This window comes from Hymenobacter sp. BT491 (genome assembly GCF_014349165.1).
Classification (GTDB): domain Bacteria; phylum Bacteroidota; class Bacteroidia; order Cytophagales; family Hymenobacteraceae; genus Hymenobacter; species Hymenobacter jejuensis.
Genome location: NZ_JACSJJ010000002.1, coordinates 1,050,762 through 1,065,012, shown reverse-complemented (window position 1 = coordinate 1,065,012; position 14,251 = coordinate 1,050,762). Strand labels below are relative to the sequence as shown.

General features: G+C 54.2%; 13 protein-coding genes. 7 read left to right on the top strand and 6 right to left on the bottom strand.

The genetic code is table 11. From position 1 onward, the window contains the following. Window positions 1–3: 3 nt before the first annotated feature. The 4 genes from H9I52_RS10270 to H9I52_RS10255 form a co-directional block, all read right to left on the bottom strand. Window positions 4–3,474 (bottom strand): methylmalonyl-CoA mutase family protein, encoded by a 3,471-nt coding sequence (locus H9I52_RS10270; protein ID WP_187453764.1) that lies wholly within the window; start codon window positions 3,472–3,474, stop codon window positions 4–6. A 412-nt stretch (window positions 3,475–3,886) separates the two neighbouring features. After that, complete coding sequence (locus H9I52_RS10265; protein ID WP_222940449.1) at window positions 3,887–4,486, bottom strand: Uma2 family endonuclease; 600 nt, start codon at window positions 4,484–4,486, stop codon at window positions 3,887–3,889. A 96-nt stretch (window positions 4,487–4,582) separates the two neighbouring features. After that, window positions 4,583–4,936 (bottom strand): hypothetical protein, encoded by a 354-nt coding sequence (locus tag H9I52_RS10260; protein ID WP_187453763.1) that lies wholly within the window; start codon window positions 4,934–4,936, stop codon window positions 4,583–4,585. 121 nt (window positions 4,937–5,057) lie between these two features. Beyond that, window positions 5,058–5,465: a GlcG/HbpS family heme-binding protein gene (locus H9I52_RS10255; RefSeq protein ID WP_187453762.1), complete on the bottom strand. Its 408-nt coding sequence runs from the start codon at window positions 5,463–5,465 to the stop codon at window positions 5,058–5,060. A gap of 355 nt (window positions 5,466–5,820) precedes the next feature. Here H9I52_RS10255 and lepA point away from each other — a divergent pair, with 355 nt between their 5' ends. The 7 genes from lepA (at window position 5,821) to H9I52_RS10220 (ending at window position 12,835) form a co-directional block, all read left to right on the top strand. After that, entirely contained in the window at window positions 5,821–7,608 is a 1,788-nt protein-coding gene (gene lepA, locus H9I52_RS10250) for a translation elongation factor 4 (protein WP_187453761.1), read from the top strand. Between the two features lie 111 nt (window positions 7,609–7,719). Continuing rightward, window positions 7,720–7,899, top strand: a complete 180-nt coding sequence (locus tag H9I52_RS10245) for a hypothetical protein (protein ID WP_139517319.1) — start codon at window positions 7,720–7,722, stop codon at window positions 7,897–7,899. Between the two features lie 10 nt (window positions 7,900–7,909). After that, the gene (locus tag H9I52_RS10240) at window positions 7,910–8,824 is read left to right on the top strand and encodes a bifunctional 5,10-methylenetetrahydrofolate dehydrogenase/5,10-methenyltetrahydrofolate cyclohydrolase (protein WP_187453760.1); all 915 of its coding nucleotides are present in this window, start codon (window positions 7,910–7,912) and stop codon (window positions 8,822–8,824) included. Window positions 8,825–8,998: 174 nt separating this feature from the next. After that, window positions 8,999–9,619 carry a 7-carboxy-7-deazaguanine synthase QueE gene (locus H9I52_RS10235; RefSeq protein WP_187453997.1) on the top strand — a complete coding sequence of 207 codons (621 nt, stop codon included), beginning with the start codon at window positions 8,999–9,001 and terminating at the stop codon, window positions 9,617–9,619. A gap of 11 nt (window positions 9,620–9,630) precedes the next feature. Then, the gene (locus tag H9I52_RS10230; RefSeq protein WP_222940447.1) at window positions 9,631–11,586 is read left to right on the top strand and encodes an OmpA family protein; all 1,956 of its coding nucleotides are present in this window, start codon (window positions 9,631–9,633) and stop codon (window positions 11,584–11,586) included. Between the two features lie 301 nt (window positions 11,587–11,887). Beyond that, window positions 11,888–12,262, top strand: a complete 375-nt coding sequence (locus tag H9I52_RS10225; protein WP_187453759.1) for a hypothetical protein — start codon at window positions 11,888–11,890, stop codon at window positions 12,260–12,262. 207 nt (window positions 12,263–12,469) lie between these two features. Next, complete coding sequence (locus H9I52_RS10220) at window positions 12,470–12,835, top strand: hypothetical protein (RefSeq protein WP_187453758.1); 366 nt, start codon at window positions 12,470–12,472, stop codon at window positions 12,833–12,835. Between the two features lie 153 nt (window positions 12,836–12,988). Here the strand turns inward: H9I52_RS10220 and H9I52_RS10215 are convergent, their stop codons facing one another. Continuing rightward, window positions 12,989–13,864, bottom strand: a complete 876-nt coding sequence (locus H9I52_RS10215) for a helix-turn-helix domain-containing protein (protein WP_187453757.1) — start codon at window positions 13,862–13,864, stop codon at window positions 12,989–12,991. Window positions 13,865–13,959: 95 nt separating this feature from the next. After that, window positions 13,960–14,244 carry a hypothetical protein gene (locus H9I52_RS10210; RefSeq protein ID WP_222940446.1) on the bottom strand — a complete coding sequence of 95 codons (285 nt, stop codon included), beginning with the start codon at window positions 14,242–14,244 and terminating at the stop codon, window positions 13,960–13,962. Between the last annotated feature and the right edge of the window lie 7 nt (window positions 14,245–14,251).

The following is a 14,251-nucleotide window of genomic DNA, read 5'->3' as shown; positions in this document are numbered from 1 at the left end:
TAATTACATATTCCTTCTATACTGCCCACCTACCTCAAACAGCGCATTCGTAATCTGCCCCAACGAGCAGAACTTTACCGTTTCCATCAGCTCCTCGAATAAGTTGCCATTTGCTACGGCTACTTGCTGCAAGTGCTTCAGGCGCTGCGGAGCTTCGGCTGCGTTGCGGGCGTGAAGGTTGCCGAGCATCGTAATCTGATACTGTTTTTCCTCCTCCGTGGCCCGGATAACCTCGGCCGGAATGATAGTGGGAGAGCCCTTCGACGACAGGAACGTGTTTACGCCGATGATGGGGTACTCGCCAGTGTGCTTCAGCATCTCGTAGTGCAGGCTTTCCTCCTGAATCTTGCCGCGCTGGTACATGGTTTCCATGGCGCCCAGCACGCCGCCGCGCTCCGTGATGCGGTCAAACTCCAGTAACACAGCCTCTTCCACTAAGTCCGTTAGCTCTTCGATAATGAAAGAGCCTTGCAGCGGGTTCTCGTTTTTGGCCAAGCCCAGTTCGCGGTTGATGATGAGCTGAATAGCCATAGCCCGGCGCACCGACTCCTCGGTGGGCGTCGTGATGGCTTCGTCGTAGGCGTTGGTATGTAACGAGTTGCAGTTGTCGTAGATGGCGTAGAGAGCCTGCAACGTCGTGCGAATGTCGTTGAAGTCGATTTCCTGGGCGTGCAGCGAGCGGCCTGAGGTCTGGATGTGGTACTTCAACATCTGCGAGCGGGCGTTAGCGCCGTACTTCAGCTTCATGGCCTTGGCCCAAATGCGGCGCGCCACCCGGCCGATCACCGAGTATTCGGGGTCGATGCCGTTGGAGAAGAAGAAGGACAGGTTGGGCGCGAAGTCGTTCACGTCCATGCCACGGCTCACGTAGTACTCCACAAACGTAAAGCCGTTGCTCAGCGTAAGCGCCAACTGCGTGAGCGGGTTAGCCCCAGCTTCGGCAATGTGGTAGCCCGAAATCGAGACCGAATAGAAGTTGCGAACCTTCTCCTTGATGAAGTATTCCTGCACGTCGCCCATGAGGCGCAGGGCAAACTCCGTGGAGAAGATGCAGGTGTTCTGCGCCTGATCTTCCTTCAGGATGTCGGCTTGCACCGTGCCGCGCACTTGCGAAAGCGTGCGGGCCTTGATCTGCTGGTACACATCGGCAGGCAGTACCTGATCGCCGGTAACGCCGAGCAGCATCAGGCCGAGGCCGTCGTTGCCGGTGGGTAGCTCGCCCTGGTAGTGGGGGCGGGCCGTGCCTTTAGCTTGATAAATCTCATTAATCTTGGCATCAACCTCGGCTTCCAGTCCGTGTTGCTTTATATACAACTCGCATTGCTGGTCGATGGCCGCGTTCATGAAGAAAGCTGCCAGCGTCGCGGCGGGCCCATTGATGGTCATCGAAACCGACGTCATGGGGTCGGCGAGGTTGAAGCCGGAATACAGCTTCTTGGCATCGTCGAGGCAAGCGATGCTCACGCCGGAGTTGCCGATTTTGCCGTAGATGTCGGGCCGCATGTCGGGGTCTTCGCCGTAGAGCGTCACCGAGTCGAAGGCCGTGCTCAGGCGCTTGGCTGGCAAGCCCGCCGATACGTAGTGGAAGCGACGGTTGGTGCGCTCGGGGCCACCTTCGCCCGCAAACATGCGGGTCGGGTCTTCGCCTTCGCGTTTAAACGGAAACACGCCGGCCGTGTACGGAAACTCGCCGGGCACGTTTTCCTGCAACTGCCACTTCAAAAGGTCGCCCCAGGCCGTGTAGCGCGGCAGCGACACCTTCGGAATCTGGAGGTGCGAAAGACTTTCGGTGTGCGTCTTGATGCGGATTTCTTTATCGCGCACCTTGAAGATGAACTCCGGGTCGCGGTAGGCTTTTACCTTTTGCGGCCAGGTTTCCAGGAGCTTCCAGTTCTGGCCGTCCAGCCGGAGCTTGATTTCCTGGAATGCTTTCTCCAGGCCGGCCACGATTGATCCGGCGTTTGGTTGATCGCTGCGGCTCCCGCTGCTTCCGTTAGATCCTCCGGTTTCGAGGCTGCGGACGGCGGCGATACTTTGGTCGAGTCCGAAAAGCTGCTGGGCCACTTCGGACTGTTTCTGAACCCATTGGTCATATTGGCGATTGGTTTCGGCGATTTCGGAAAGGTAACGCGTGCGGTGAGGCGGAATGATGTAAATCTTCTCCGAGTCCTCCTTGGTGGTTTCGAGGTGGGAGGCGAAAGCGATGCCAGTCTTCTGGCTAATTACCTCAATCACAGCCCGATACAGGCGGTTCATGCCCGGGTCGTTGAACTGCGAGGCGATGGTGCCATACACGGGCATCTCGTCCAGGGGCTTGTCCCAGAGCTGGTGGTTGCGCTGATACTGCTTGCGTACGTCGCGCAGGGCATCGAGAGCACCGCGCTTGTCGAACTTGTTGAGGGCAATGACATCGGCAAAATCGAGCATGTCGATCTTTTCGAGTTGCGTGGCCGCGCCGTACTCGGGCGTCATCACGTACAGGCTCGCGTCGGAGTGCTCGATAATCTCAGTGTCTGATTGACCAATACCGCTGGTTTCCAGGATGATCAGGTCGAACTGGGCCGCACGCACCACATCTACGGCGTCTTGCACGTAGCGGCTCAGGGCGAGGTTACTTTGGCGCGTGGCCAGCGAGCGCATGTACACCCGTGGCGAGTTGATGGCGTTCATCCGGATGCGGTCGCCGAGCAGGGCGCCGCCGGTTTTGCGCTTCGACGGATCGACGGAAATAATGGCGATCGTCTTGTCGGGGAAGTCATTCAGGAAACGCCGCACCAGCTCGTCCACCAAGCTTGACTTGCCGGCGCCGCCGGTGCCCGTAATTCCTAAAATCGGGGCTCTATGTGTATTTTGTTGATTATCAAGTAGTTGTGATTCATTGCTTTCGCGCTCCTGAAAATCGGCTACGAGTTGGTTCTTGACGCGCTCAAACTCCTGAGGGAAGTTTTCGGCGGCCGAAATCAGGCGGCCAATGCTGCGGGCGTCTTTCTCCTTGAGGTGCCCGGCTTCGCCGTTCAGGTTTTGGCCCGTTGGGAAATCGCAGCGCGCAAGCAAGTCGTTGATCATGCCCTGTAGGCCCATGGCGCGGCCGTCGTCGGGCGAGTACAGGCGCTCAATGCCGTAGGCTTGCAACTCGGCAATTTCGGTGGGCAGAATCACGCCGCCGCCGCCGCCAAAGATGCGCACGTGGCCGGCGCCGCGCTCGTTGAGCAGGTCATACATGTACTTAAAGTACTCGTTATGACCACCTTGGTACGAGGTAATGGCAATGGCCTGCGCATCTTCCTGAATGGCACAATCCACGATTTCCTGCACCGAGCGGTTGTGGCCCAGGTGAATAACTTCGGCGCCGCTGCTCTGGATCACGCGGCGCATGATGTTGATGGCTGCATCGTGACCGTCGAACAGCGCCGCCGCTGTCACGATGCGAATGTGGTTTTGGGGTTTGTAGGGAGCTACAGGAGCTACTTGCATAGCGGAGTGGGTGGGGTGAAAATAGGAGGGCTAAGGTACGAAAAAAGCCCCGGCGGGGTGGCGCGGGGCTTTTGTTGCAAATGATTTTAATTGAGTTGTGTAAAGTGTAGGTTCATTCTGTACATATAAATTCATAGTATATATTCTCGTTTATTGCCTCCAAGAAGTCTATGGCTAACTCGTAAGCATCGTCGGAGTGTGGGTATATTGAGGATAAATCCAGTATGTATTCAGAACTTAATTCGAGACAGCTATTTTCAATACGAACTCCGTCGATTCCCCAAATGCCTATTTCTTCGGTTCTACATGCATTTATAAATTTCAAGGCGGCTTCTTTCTGAAAAAGGAGTACAGACCCTATCGATTCGCCTAGATATCTCAGTTCTCTTTCGACCTTGTTCATTACTACTACCTACCGCAGTTCCGCTAACCGCAGGTGAAACCCCTGTAATACATTCTCTCCAAAGAGCTCATTGTCAAACCCCTGCACCACTTCCGGCTCCGTACGGTCGGGGCGGTATATATACGCGGTTTCCGTTTCGGGCACGATAAGCCACGCAAGTTGCGCCCCGTTGCGCAGCCAGTCTAGCATTTTGGCTTGCAATGTTTTTATGGAATCAGAAGCGGACTTTAGCTCAACCACGAACTCCGGGCATACCGGCGCAAATTTGTCCTGCTGCTCCGTAGTAGGCGCATTCCATTTGGCGGCCGAAACCCACGAAGCATCCGGCGACAGCATGGAGCCATCGGGGAGGATGAAGTCAGTGTTCGAGTCGAATATTTCGCCTGTTTTAGCTGTAATAAACCATGTATAAAGCTGCCCATTGAGGCGAGCATGGCGTTTGCCGGAGCGGCTGCCGGTGGGCGAAATAATTAAGATTTCGTGGTTAGCGGTGCGCTCAATGCGCAGATCGGAGTTAAGCTGGCAGAAGTCGAAAAACTCGTCGTCCGACATCTTCGCTAACACCGGGCTGCGGAGCGTAATAACGCCTTCGGTGATTGTAGGGCGCATAAGCACAAAAGGAAATACCTGCTTCAAGATACGCAAAAACGCCACAGTCGGGCGGCTCGAAAGCTGCCTAGCTGTGGCGTTTAAAGGCTTGGTTATTTACTTCGCGGCCTTCTTTTCAAGCGCTTGCAAAAGCTCGTCGGCGGCCTTTTCAATGTCGGAGTAGCCTTGCTGGGCGGCGCGCTCCTTGGCGGCAATCAGACCGTCGCGGTGCACGGTTTTGAAGTCGCCGTAGGGAAAATGGTAGCGGCCTTTGGTGTCTTCGCCCTTGCTTTTGTCGAGGCCGAGGTGCCACTGGCTATACTCGGCAATTTCGTGCTTGTCCAAAAACTTGTTTTCGGCGCTCGAATCGGGGTTGTGCTGGCCCCAATGGCCTTGGTCGTTTTTCAGTTTGCCGTCGGCAATCAGCTTTTTGGCAAACGCGACGGCATCGGGATTCAGTTGTACGCTCATGGCAGGAAGAGTTTAGGTGAATAGGAAAGAACGGCAGCTTTGCCTACGCACTGTGATGCAGGAGGTTAAAGTCCAGCTAGGGCGTCGGGGCCCGTCAATCTTGACAAACCAAACTTGCGCGTTACAGTCCCGAAATGGCCTCTACGCCGGCCTGCGCCACCGCGTAGTCGTCTTCGACGGTGCTGCCCGATACGCCAATGGCTCCGACTACGCGGCCGGTGCTGTCTTTAATCGGCAGGCCGCCGGGAAAGGTGATCAGGCCGCCGTTGGAGTGCTCGATGTTGTAGAGCGAGCCGCCGGGTTGCGACGCCTTGCCCAGATCGCCGGTAGGCATATCGAAGAAGCGGGCGGTTTTGGCTTTCCGGATGGCGATATCCACCGAGCCTAGCCACGCGTCGTCCATCCGAACAAAAGCCGTAAGGTTGGCGCCGGCATCCACAACGGCAATATTCATCTTGACGCCCATGTCGAGGGCTTTTTGGTGAGCAGCCTGAATGGCGGTTTGTGCTTGTTCGAGAGTGATACCCATGTTGGTTGTAGTTTTTAAAAAGAATGGTCAGAAGTAAGCTACGAAAGCATTGTTTTATAAATAATTGACAACCAATTACTTGTAAAATAACACTGATTTTTAAGTGATGCGGCCCTGCTGCTTTATTAGGAAAGCGGACCTTCTCAACAACGGAATTTTCCGGGTAGTGGTCGGTTTTTTCGGCGTAACCAGCATAATACAGCGCGGCAACTGCTAGAAAAAGTAACCGGGTCGGCCGGGAATCGGCCTTGTTTTGAAGCTGGGGTTGCATACCTCCTGAGCCAGTGCTTCGGTGGGTCTGCTTAGCATTTCCAGCCCGTTTTGCCTACCTTTGCAGTTGGAAAATAGCCCACTAGTGAAGAACATTCGCAATTTCTGCATCATTGCTCATATAGACCACGGCAAGAGCACCCTCGCCGACCGACTGCTGGAATTTACCAGCACGGTGGCGAAGCGCGACATGCAAGCCCAGTTGCTCGACAACATGGACCTGGAGCGCGAGCGGGGCATCACCATCAAGAGCCACGCCATCCAGATGCAGTATCAGTACAAGGGTGAGCAGTACACGCTCAACCTGATTGATACGCCCGGCCACGTCGATTTTAGCTACGAAGTATCCCGCTCTATTGCCGCCTGCGAAGGCGCTTTGCTGATTGTGGATTCTTCGCAAGGTATTGAAGCTCAGACAATTAGCAATCTTTACCTAGCCATTGGTTCCGACCTGACCATTATCCCGGTTCTCAACAAGATCGATTTGCCGCACTCCATGCCGGAGGAAGTTTCGGACGAGATTGTGGACCTCATTGGCTGCGACCGCGAAGAAATTATTCCGGCTTCGGGCAAGGCTGGCATTGGCATCAAGGAAATTCTGGATGCCATCTGCGACCGGATTCCGGCACCCAAAGGCGACCCTGATGCGCCGTTGCAGGCTCTGATCTTCGACTCGGTATTTAACTCATACCGCGGCATCGAAGTGCTTTTCCGCATCAAGAACGGCACCATGCGCAAAGGCGATAAGCTGCGCTTCATGGCTACCGGCAAGGAATACGGCGCCGACGAAATCGGCATTCTGGGTCTCAACCAGGAGCCCCGCCCCGAGATGGCGGCGGGCAACGTAGGCTACCTGATTTCGGGCATTAAGGAAGCCCGCGAGGTAAAAGTCGGCGACACGATCACGCACGTACTCAACCCCACGGCCGAAGCTATCCATGGCTTCGAGGATGTGAAACCCATGGTATTTGCCGGTATTTATCCGGTTGAAACCAGCGAATACGAAGAGCTGCGCGGGGCCATGGAAAAACTCCAGCTCAACGACGCTGCTTTGGTGTGGGAGCCCGAAACGTCGGCTGCTCTTGGCTTTGGCTTCCGTTGCGGTTTTCTGGGCATGCTGCACATGGAAATTGTGCAGGAGCGCCTGGAGCGCGAGTTCAACATGACCGTGATCACGACGGTGCCCTCGGTGCAGTTCCATGCTATTGGTAACAAAGACCAGCAACTGATCGTGAATGCGCCTTCGGAAATGCCGGAGCCGAACCTGATGAAATACATCGAGGAGCCTTTCATCAAGGCCCAGATCATCACGGCATCGGAATACGTGGGGGCCATCATCACGCTGTGCATGGACAAGCGCGGCATCATCAAGAACCAGAGCTATCTGACTTCCGAGCGAGTAGAGCTGACGTTCGAGCTGCCGCTGTCGGAAATTGTGTTCGACTTCTTCGACAAGCTCAAAACCATCAGCCGCGGCTACGCTTCGCTCGACTACGAGCTGATCGGCTTCCGCGAGTCGGATATGGTGAAGCTTGACGTGATGCTCAATGGCGAGAAGGTGGATGCACTTTCGGCCATTGTGCACCGCTCCAAGAGCTATGACTGGGGCCGGCGTCTGTGCGAAAAGCTGCGCGAGTTGCTGCCCCGCCAGATGTTCGACATTGCCATCCAAGCCTCTATCGGCCAGAAGATCATTGCTCGCGAGACGGTGAAAGCTTTGCGCAAAAACGTTATTGCCAAGTGCTACGGCGGCGACATTTCGCGGAAGCGGAAGCTGCTCGAAAAGCAGAAAGAAGGCAAAAAGCGGATGCGCCAAGTAGGCTCCGTCGAAATCCCGCAGGAAGCCTTTTTAGCCGTTCTTAAAATTGACTAAAGTCAGAAACGCGCCTCTCAAGGGCGCGTTTTTTTATGCTTGTTTCTGATTCAAATTTTCTTTTCACCTCATACAATTCTTGAAAGGGCAGCGTATGATTATTCCCAACACATGTCCAAAGAACTCACCAAGAACTGTACGAGCGAAGCACAGCTAGAAAAGATACGCAAGGGACAAGAGCGCAAGTTTCGGTGGCGCGATGATTGGCCGGAGATGGAAAAAGCCATTCTGGCTGAAGGTGCCGCTGCTATTACTTCCCACGAAGCCAAACATAAAACGGACCAAGTATAAAGCAACACGCATGACCACTACTCCCGAAGTTTCGACTACCTACCAGCTCATCGACGGCAAGAAAACGGCTGAAGATATCAAGGTTGAAATCGCTGCTGAGGTAGCGCAGCTGAAAGCGGCTGGAAAGAAAGTGCCGCACTTGGCGGCTATTCTTGTTGGGCACGACGGCGGCTCCGAAACCTACGTGCGCAACAAGGTGCTGGCCTGTGAGCGCGTGGGATTCGAGTCAACGCTGATTCGCTACGAAGACGACGTTACCGAAGCGGAATTGCTGGCGAAAGTAGAGGAGCTTAACCACGACCCAAGCATCGACGGCTTTATTGTGCAGTTGCCGCTGCCGGCCCACATCTCTTCCGAAAAAGTCATCGAAACGATTCGGCCGGAGAAAGATGTGGACGGTTTCCACCCGATGAACATTGGGCGAATGGTAGCGGGGCTGCCGGCGCTGCTGCCTGCTACGCCTTCTGGAATCGTGGAGCTGCTAAGCCGCTATGGCATCGAAACCAATGGTCGTCATTGCGTAGTGATCGGGCGTAGCAACATCGTGGGTACTCCGGTTAGCATTCTATTAGCCAAGAACTTAGAGCCTGGTAACTGTACCGTTACCTTATGCCATTCCCGTACGCGTAACTTGGCCGAAATCACCCGTACAGCTGATATCGTGGTAGCCGCGCTAGGCCGGCCCGAGTTTGTGACGGCCGATATGGTAAGCCCCGGTGCAGTAGTGATTGATGTGGGCACTACGCGAGTAGAGGATGCTTCCAAAAAGTCGGGCTTTACTTTGAAGGGCGACGTGAATTTTGCCGAAGTGGCTCCTAAAACTTCCTACATCACTCCGGTGCCGGGTGGAGTCGGGCCCATGACCATTGCTATGCTGCTGCTCAATACGTTGCGGGCAGCAAAAGGCGAAGTGTATCCCCGGTAGAGTCCTATTTTTTTGTTTCCAGGCTTTCAACTAGCCTGATTATGTGCTACTTTGTAAAGGCTAACCGGAAGTAAGGGAACTTGCTGCGGTTGGTTGGCAGTTGCTTTACTTTCGATTCGGCACATCTGTTTATTTTTTGCTTTGCTGCACGAACTTCCCGTAACGTCGACGCCCATGCTTTCCTCCGGGACAGGGGCGCTTGCACTGCCCCTTATGGAGCAGTTTTATACCATTCAAGGCGAAGGCTATAACACCGGCCGGGCTGCCTATTTTGTGCGTTTAGGTGGCTGTGACGTCGGTTGTCACTGGTGCGACGTCAAGGAGTCGTGGGACGCCGACCAGCACCCACGCGTTGCCATTCCCGAGATCGTGGAGGCCGCAACATCCTATCCGGGTCGCAACGTAGTGATTACCGGGGGCGAGCCTCTCATGCACGACTTGACCTCGCTTACGCACGCTTTGCACGAGGCTGGCTGCCAGACGTGGCTTGAAACCTCTGGGGCGCATCCGCTTTCGGGCGAGTGGGACTGGATCTGCTTGTCACCCAAGAAGTTCAAGGCCCCCTTGCCCGACGTGCTGCGTCAGGCTCACGAATTAAAGGTGGTCATATTCAACAAAAGTGACTTTGCGTGGGCCGAGGAACATGCTGCGCAGGTTAGTTCGGATTGCCGCCTGTACCTGCAACCTGAGTGGGGCCGCGCCGCCCAAATGACGCCCCTGATCGTGGATTACGTCAAGCAAAATCCGCGTTGGCAGGTATCCTTGCAGACGCACAAGTATCTTGATATTCCGTAGCTTCCCGCCCTATGCGTTGTTTGCTACCCATTCCGGTATGGCTGTTACTTGCGTTCGGTGCGTTATCTGCTTCTCAGGCGATGGCGCAAACGCAATTGTCAACTACCAACTCCAAAGCCCGCAATCTGTGGGAAAAAGCTCAGTCGCAGGCGAAGGGCCGTGACTTCAACAAGGCAATCGAAACGCTGGACTTGCTCAATCAAAAGTTCCCCTCGCTGGGGGAGCCGTATGTGCTGAAGGGGTCTCTGCTGAAGGCAATGGGGGAAAACAAGCCGGCCTTTGAAGCCTACCGCGATGGCTTGGCAAAAATGTCATTCAACCCGGCGCGCTCCAACGATTATTACACCCTAGGCGAATTGGCGATGAGCTTCGGGGAGTACCAAGTGGCTGCTGACAGCTACAAGAAATACCTCAAAACGGCCTCCAAAGCGCAACGCAGCACCGTTCGGGCCCAGCGCCAGCTCGAAAACTGCACTTTTGCGCTGAGCGCGATGGCTAAACCCGTGGGAATCACCCCGGTACGTTTGGGCGGGCCACTCAACACGTTTTATTACCAATACTTCCCAGCGCTCACGGCAGACAATCAGTTCCTGATTTTCACAGCCAAAGCCAGTCCTGATGACTCCGCCGACGAGAACATTATGGTCGCCCGGCAGAACAAAGATGGTTCGATGGGCACGCCGGCTTCGATTTCCCCCATCATTAATTCACCCTATAACGAGGGCGCAGGCTCGATTTCAGGGGATGGCAAAACGTTGGTCTTTACTTCCTGTAATCGCCCTAACTCATTGGGTAGCTGTGACTTATATATTTCACGGCGCACGGGTAATACTTGGAGTAATCCGCAAAACCTGGGCCGCAATGTGAACTCTGTGGAGTGGGATTCGCAGCCTACGCTCTCGGCCGACGGTCGTACGCTTTACTTTACCTCGACCCGACGTGGAGGAAAGGGGCAGGAAGATATTTATGTCACCACCCTTCAGGCCGATGGCACCTGGAGCCCGGCCCGCAACTTGGGCGCTCCGGTGAACACTTCCGGCAAAGACATGGCGCCTTTTATCCACGCCAGCGGCACCACGCTTTACTATGTCACCGACGGGTTAGTCGGTATGGGTGGGCTTGACGTGTATCGGTGCGAAATGCAACCCAACAAGAATTGGAGTGATCCCCAAAACCTAGGCTATCCGCTCAATACTTTTGAAAACGAAGCCTCGCTTTTCATCACTTCTGACAACCGTCGCGGATTTTGTTCGCGCTCGCGGGCCTCAGAGCCGGGCGTTAAAGCGGAGCGGGACCGACCCGTCGAGCTGTTTGGGTTTGAGGTGCCGCCAGAAGTTCGCGCCCGCGAAACCAGTACCTACACCCAAGGCCGGGTGTACGATGCCCAAACCAAAAAGCCCATTCAGGCCGATGTGCAGCTCTACGATCTGGGCACTGACGAGCTTACGCAATACGTAACCTCCGACCCGGAAAACGGCGACTATACGGTTGTGCTCAACGAAGGACGGCAATACGCCATGTACGCCGCTGCCGACAAGTATCTCATGAAGAGCTTGAGCTTCGACTACACCGATAAGCGCACGTTCGACCCGCTTACGCTGGATATTTATTTGGAGCCCATGCGCGCCGGGCGCAGTATTGTGCTCAATAACCTGTTTTTCGATACCAAGCAGTACACCTTGAAGCCGAAATCCCGCACGGAGCTGAATCGCCTTATTCAGTTTATGCAGCAGTACAAAGACGTGCAAGTGGAGATTTCGGGCCACACCGACGACGTAGGCGCCGACGCTGACAATATTGTGTTGTCGCAGAACCGGGCGCGCTCGGTGTATGATTACTTAGTGAGCCATGGGGTAGCCGCGGCCCGCTTGCGCTACAAAGGATACGGTGAGACCAAACCGCTAACCGCAAACGATTCAGACGCGCATCGGCAGCAGAACCGCCGCATTGAATTTCGAATCCTCTGAGAGAATTCTATTTTCTGTCTTATTCTAAGCCCAGCCCAATTAAAGCTGGGCTTTTTTATATTGTAGTATTCCTTCTTTATATCACTAATATCATTCTGGTAACCAGACAATTATACTGCTATTGTTCAATTTTTACTGGTAAATAGTTATAAAAAATCCTTTTTTTGTTAAAATAAAGTGTTATGTTTGAGCATTCACTAGCGATAGTGATAGAAGGCAGACGGACTTAATCCAAATGCATTCTTAGCACATTCAAAAACCGAGTTTTTAACTTTTCAAGCTTCCTCCACCGTTCTGTAATATGAAAAAAATTTACATTCTGGCTAGTCTCTTCCTGAGCTTGCAGGCGACTGTCGTTGCGCACGCCGAAACGGAACCCGAGGTTCCTACCACCATTCAAGCCCGCGCCGTTACCCTCACGCGCGCCATGGCTGATAAGATGCACTTGGATGAGGGCCAGTACGTCAAGCTGAAGCAGGTCAATATGCGGATGCTAGTAGAAATGGACGAACTCAAATCGCGTTACGCCGCCGATCCGGCTGTCTTGGATCAACAGCTGGCTACCGCTCAGGGACGTTACCAACAGGAGACTGCGGCTTTGTTGCGGCCTACGCAGCTTATCGCTTACGAGCAACTCCGCAACAGCCAGATGGCATTAAGCAGCGCCAGCAAATAAACTGAGAAAAACACACGTTGCGCAGGAACACAGCCTTCTGCGCAGCGTGAAGTTTTGCTACAGTACTTGGTTGCTGAACGAGGCTGATTTTTCTTGCTATCGTGATAAAAATCAGGATTTAACGATGATCTGAGTATTCAAATACTCGTATACATCAATTCTAGTCTCAGTCTACTTTCACTTTATCCATCCCACATTCCAACTCCTATGAAAAATACTCTTTACTCTCTTCTGTTGGTAGGTGCCTTTTTCAGCACGTCGGTGCTCGCAACGGCCGCTACGAATGACACCCCTGCAGTGGCAGCCCGCGCTAAAACGCTGACTCGCCAAATTGCCGACAAAACCCGCCTGAGCGAAGGTCAGTATGTGAAGGTAAAGCAGTTGAACCTGCGGATGTTGTCGGAAGTAGAAAACGTGAAAAAGCAACTTGCGGCCGATCCGGCTGCTCTCGACCAGCGGTTGGCCGAAGTGCAGGATCACTACGAGTGGGATTTGGCAGCTATTCTGTGGCCCCGTCAAATGGCGGTGTACTCGGAGGCAAAAGCCAGTATGACGGCTCTTAATGTTCGCTAGTAACTTATTGATAGTAAAAGCGTTACAAAATATTTTGTGCGCCTTGTCACATCATAAAAAAACGCCAGCCTTATCAGCTGGCGTTTTTTTATGTCTGTATGTTGTCGATTTGTTGAGTAGCATATATACCGCAACAGAGATGCTTGTTATTTCTCACGCTGCTTGGCGAAACGCTAGAGGCGTGGTGCCCGTGTGTAGCTTGAAAAACCGATGAAAATAGGTGGCATACTCGAATCCTAGGCGATCGGCGATGTCTCCTACGCTCCAGTCGGTGTGGTGCAGAAGCAGCTTGGCTTCGCGGGTGAAGCGCTCAGCAATATGAGCCGTAGTAGGCTTGCCGGTGACTTCTTTTACCGACCTGTTGAGGCTGTTGACATGGATTGCCAGCCGGTCAGCAAACTCCTGCGCATTTTTCAGGATGGGCTCGTGGTAGGACATAGTTACCGGAAACTGGATTTCTAACAAGCTCATAAACAGGTTTGTGACGCGCTCAGCCGCGTTGGTGGCTACGGTAGGATAGGGGCTAGCCGGCTGCAGCCGAGCTGCCTCGTGGACGAGGAGCGCGAGCTGGTTCCGCAACAGGTCGTCTTTATGTGCATAGTCGGAGTCGAAGTCTCGGCGCATGCGGGCAAAAACCTCGCTCAGGTAGCGCCGCGGCTCGTCGTCGAGGTAATACACGGGGTTGCCATCTACACGGTACAACATTGACTCCTTGAGGCTGATACCGCGCATGGCCGAGTGCAGGAAGGGTTCGGTGAAGGCGCAGATATACCCTTCCTGTTCTACCGAGCCCTGAACGGGTTCCCACGAAAAGGGCACCAAGCGATTAGTAAATACCAGCGCGGGCTGGTCGATGGCATAGCTGCGCGTGGCGTAGTGGAGCGCGTTAGCCCCTTTTACAACCAATACACACTTGAACACGTCGCGCCGGTCGTAATGCCCCATCCCACACTCCGCTTCCTGCATGGTCAGGACTGTGATTTCGCCGCCGCTGAGCGAAGAGAGCGGAAAGATATCCGGAGCTTGCATGAGGGTTCAACGTTGTTGGGTGGAGTAGCCATGAGTTGATTTACGTACGGGTATTCCGCTTCCTTGGTCCTCCAGCAGCACTAATTGCTGGCAGTTTATTGGTCGTAACCAAGAGAAGAAGACGGATCCCGGTAGGCGTCGGTTTGCTGCTGTAGATCGCGAGCTACTTGGTCGGCAGTGCCTACGGCATCAGCCCCAGCCAGAAAGCGGCGAGGAGGCGTTGATTGGCTGGCGATCGACAATAGAGCCTGGGCGAGTTTGGCCGGGTCGCCGGCCTGCTGGCCGTTATAGCCTTTCCAGAACTCCATTTGCGCTTCGCGGCGGCCATCGTAATCTGTAATGGGGTTGTTTGCGAAGTTAGTAGACTCCTCCGTCAGCAACTCAGTG

Bases quoted from the DNA above. Each gene is read 5' to 3' on its own strand.
- H9I52_RS10240 (WP_187453760.1), top strand. From the start codon at position 7,910: ATGACCACTACTCCCGAAGTTTCGACTACCTACCAGCTCATCGACGGC.
- H9I52_RS10230 (WP_222940447.1), top strand. From the start codon at position 9,631: ATGCGTTGTTTGCTACCCATTCCGGTATGGCTGTTACTTGCGTTCGGT.
- H9I52_RS10265 (WP_222940449.1), bottom strand. From the start codon at position 4,486: ATGCGCCCTACAATCACCGAAGGCGTTATTACGCTCCGCAGCCCGGTG.
- H9I52_RS10225 (WP_187453759.1), top strand. From the start codon at position 11,888: ATGAAAAAAATTTACATTCTGGCTAGTCTCTTCCTGAGCTTGCAGGCG.
- H9I52_RS10235 (WP_187453997.1), top strand. From the start codon at position 8,999: ATGCTTTCCTCCGGGACAGGGGCGCTTGCACTGCCCCTTATGGAGCAG.
- H9I52_RS10245 (WP_139517319.1), top strand. From the start codon at position 7,720: ATGTCCAAAGAACTCACCAAGAACTGTACGAGCGAAGCACAGCTAGAA.
- H9I52_RS10255 (WP_187453762.1), bottom strand. From the start codon at position 5,465: ATGGGTATCACTCTCGAACAAGCACAAACCGCCATTCAGGCTGCTCAC.
- H9I52_RS10270 (WP_187453764.1), bottom strand. From the start codon at position 3,474: ATGCAAGTAGCTCCTGTAGCTCCCTACAAACCCCAAAACCACATTCGC.
- H9I52_RS10260 (WP_187453763.1), bottom strand. From the start codon at position 4,936: ATGAGCGTACAACTGAATCCCGATGCCGTCGCGTTTGCCAAAAAGCTG.
- H9I52_RS10220 (WP_187453758.1), top strand. From the start codon at position 12,470: ATGAAAAATACTCTTTACTCTCTTCTGTTGGTAGGTGCCTTTTTCAGC.
- H9I52_RS10215 (WP_187453757.1), bottom strand. From the start codon at position 13,864: ATGCAAGCTCCGGATATCTTTCCGCTCTCTTCGCTCAGCGGCGGCGAA.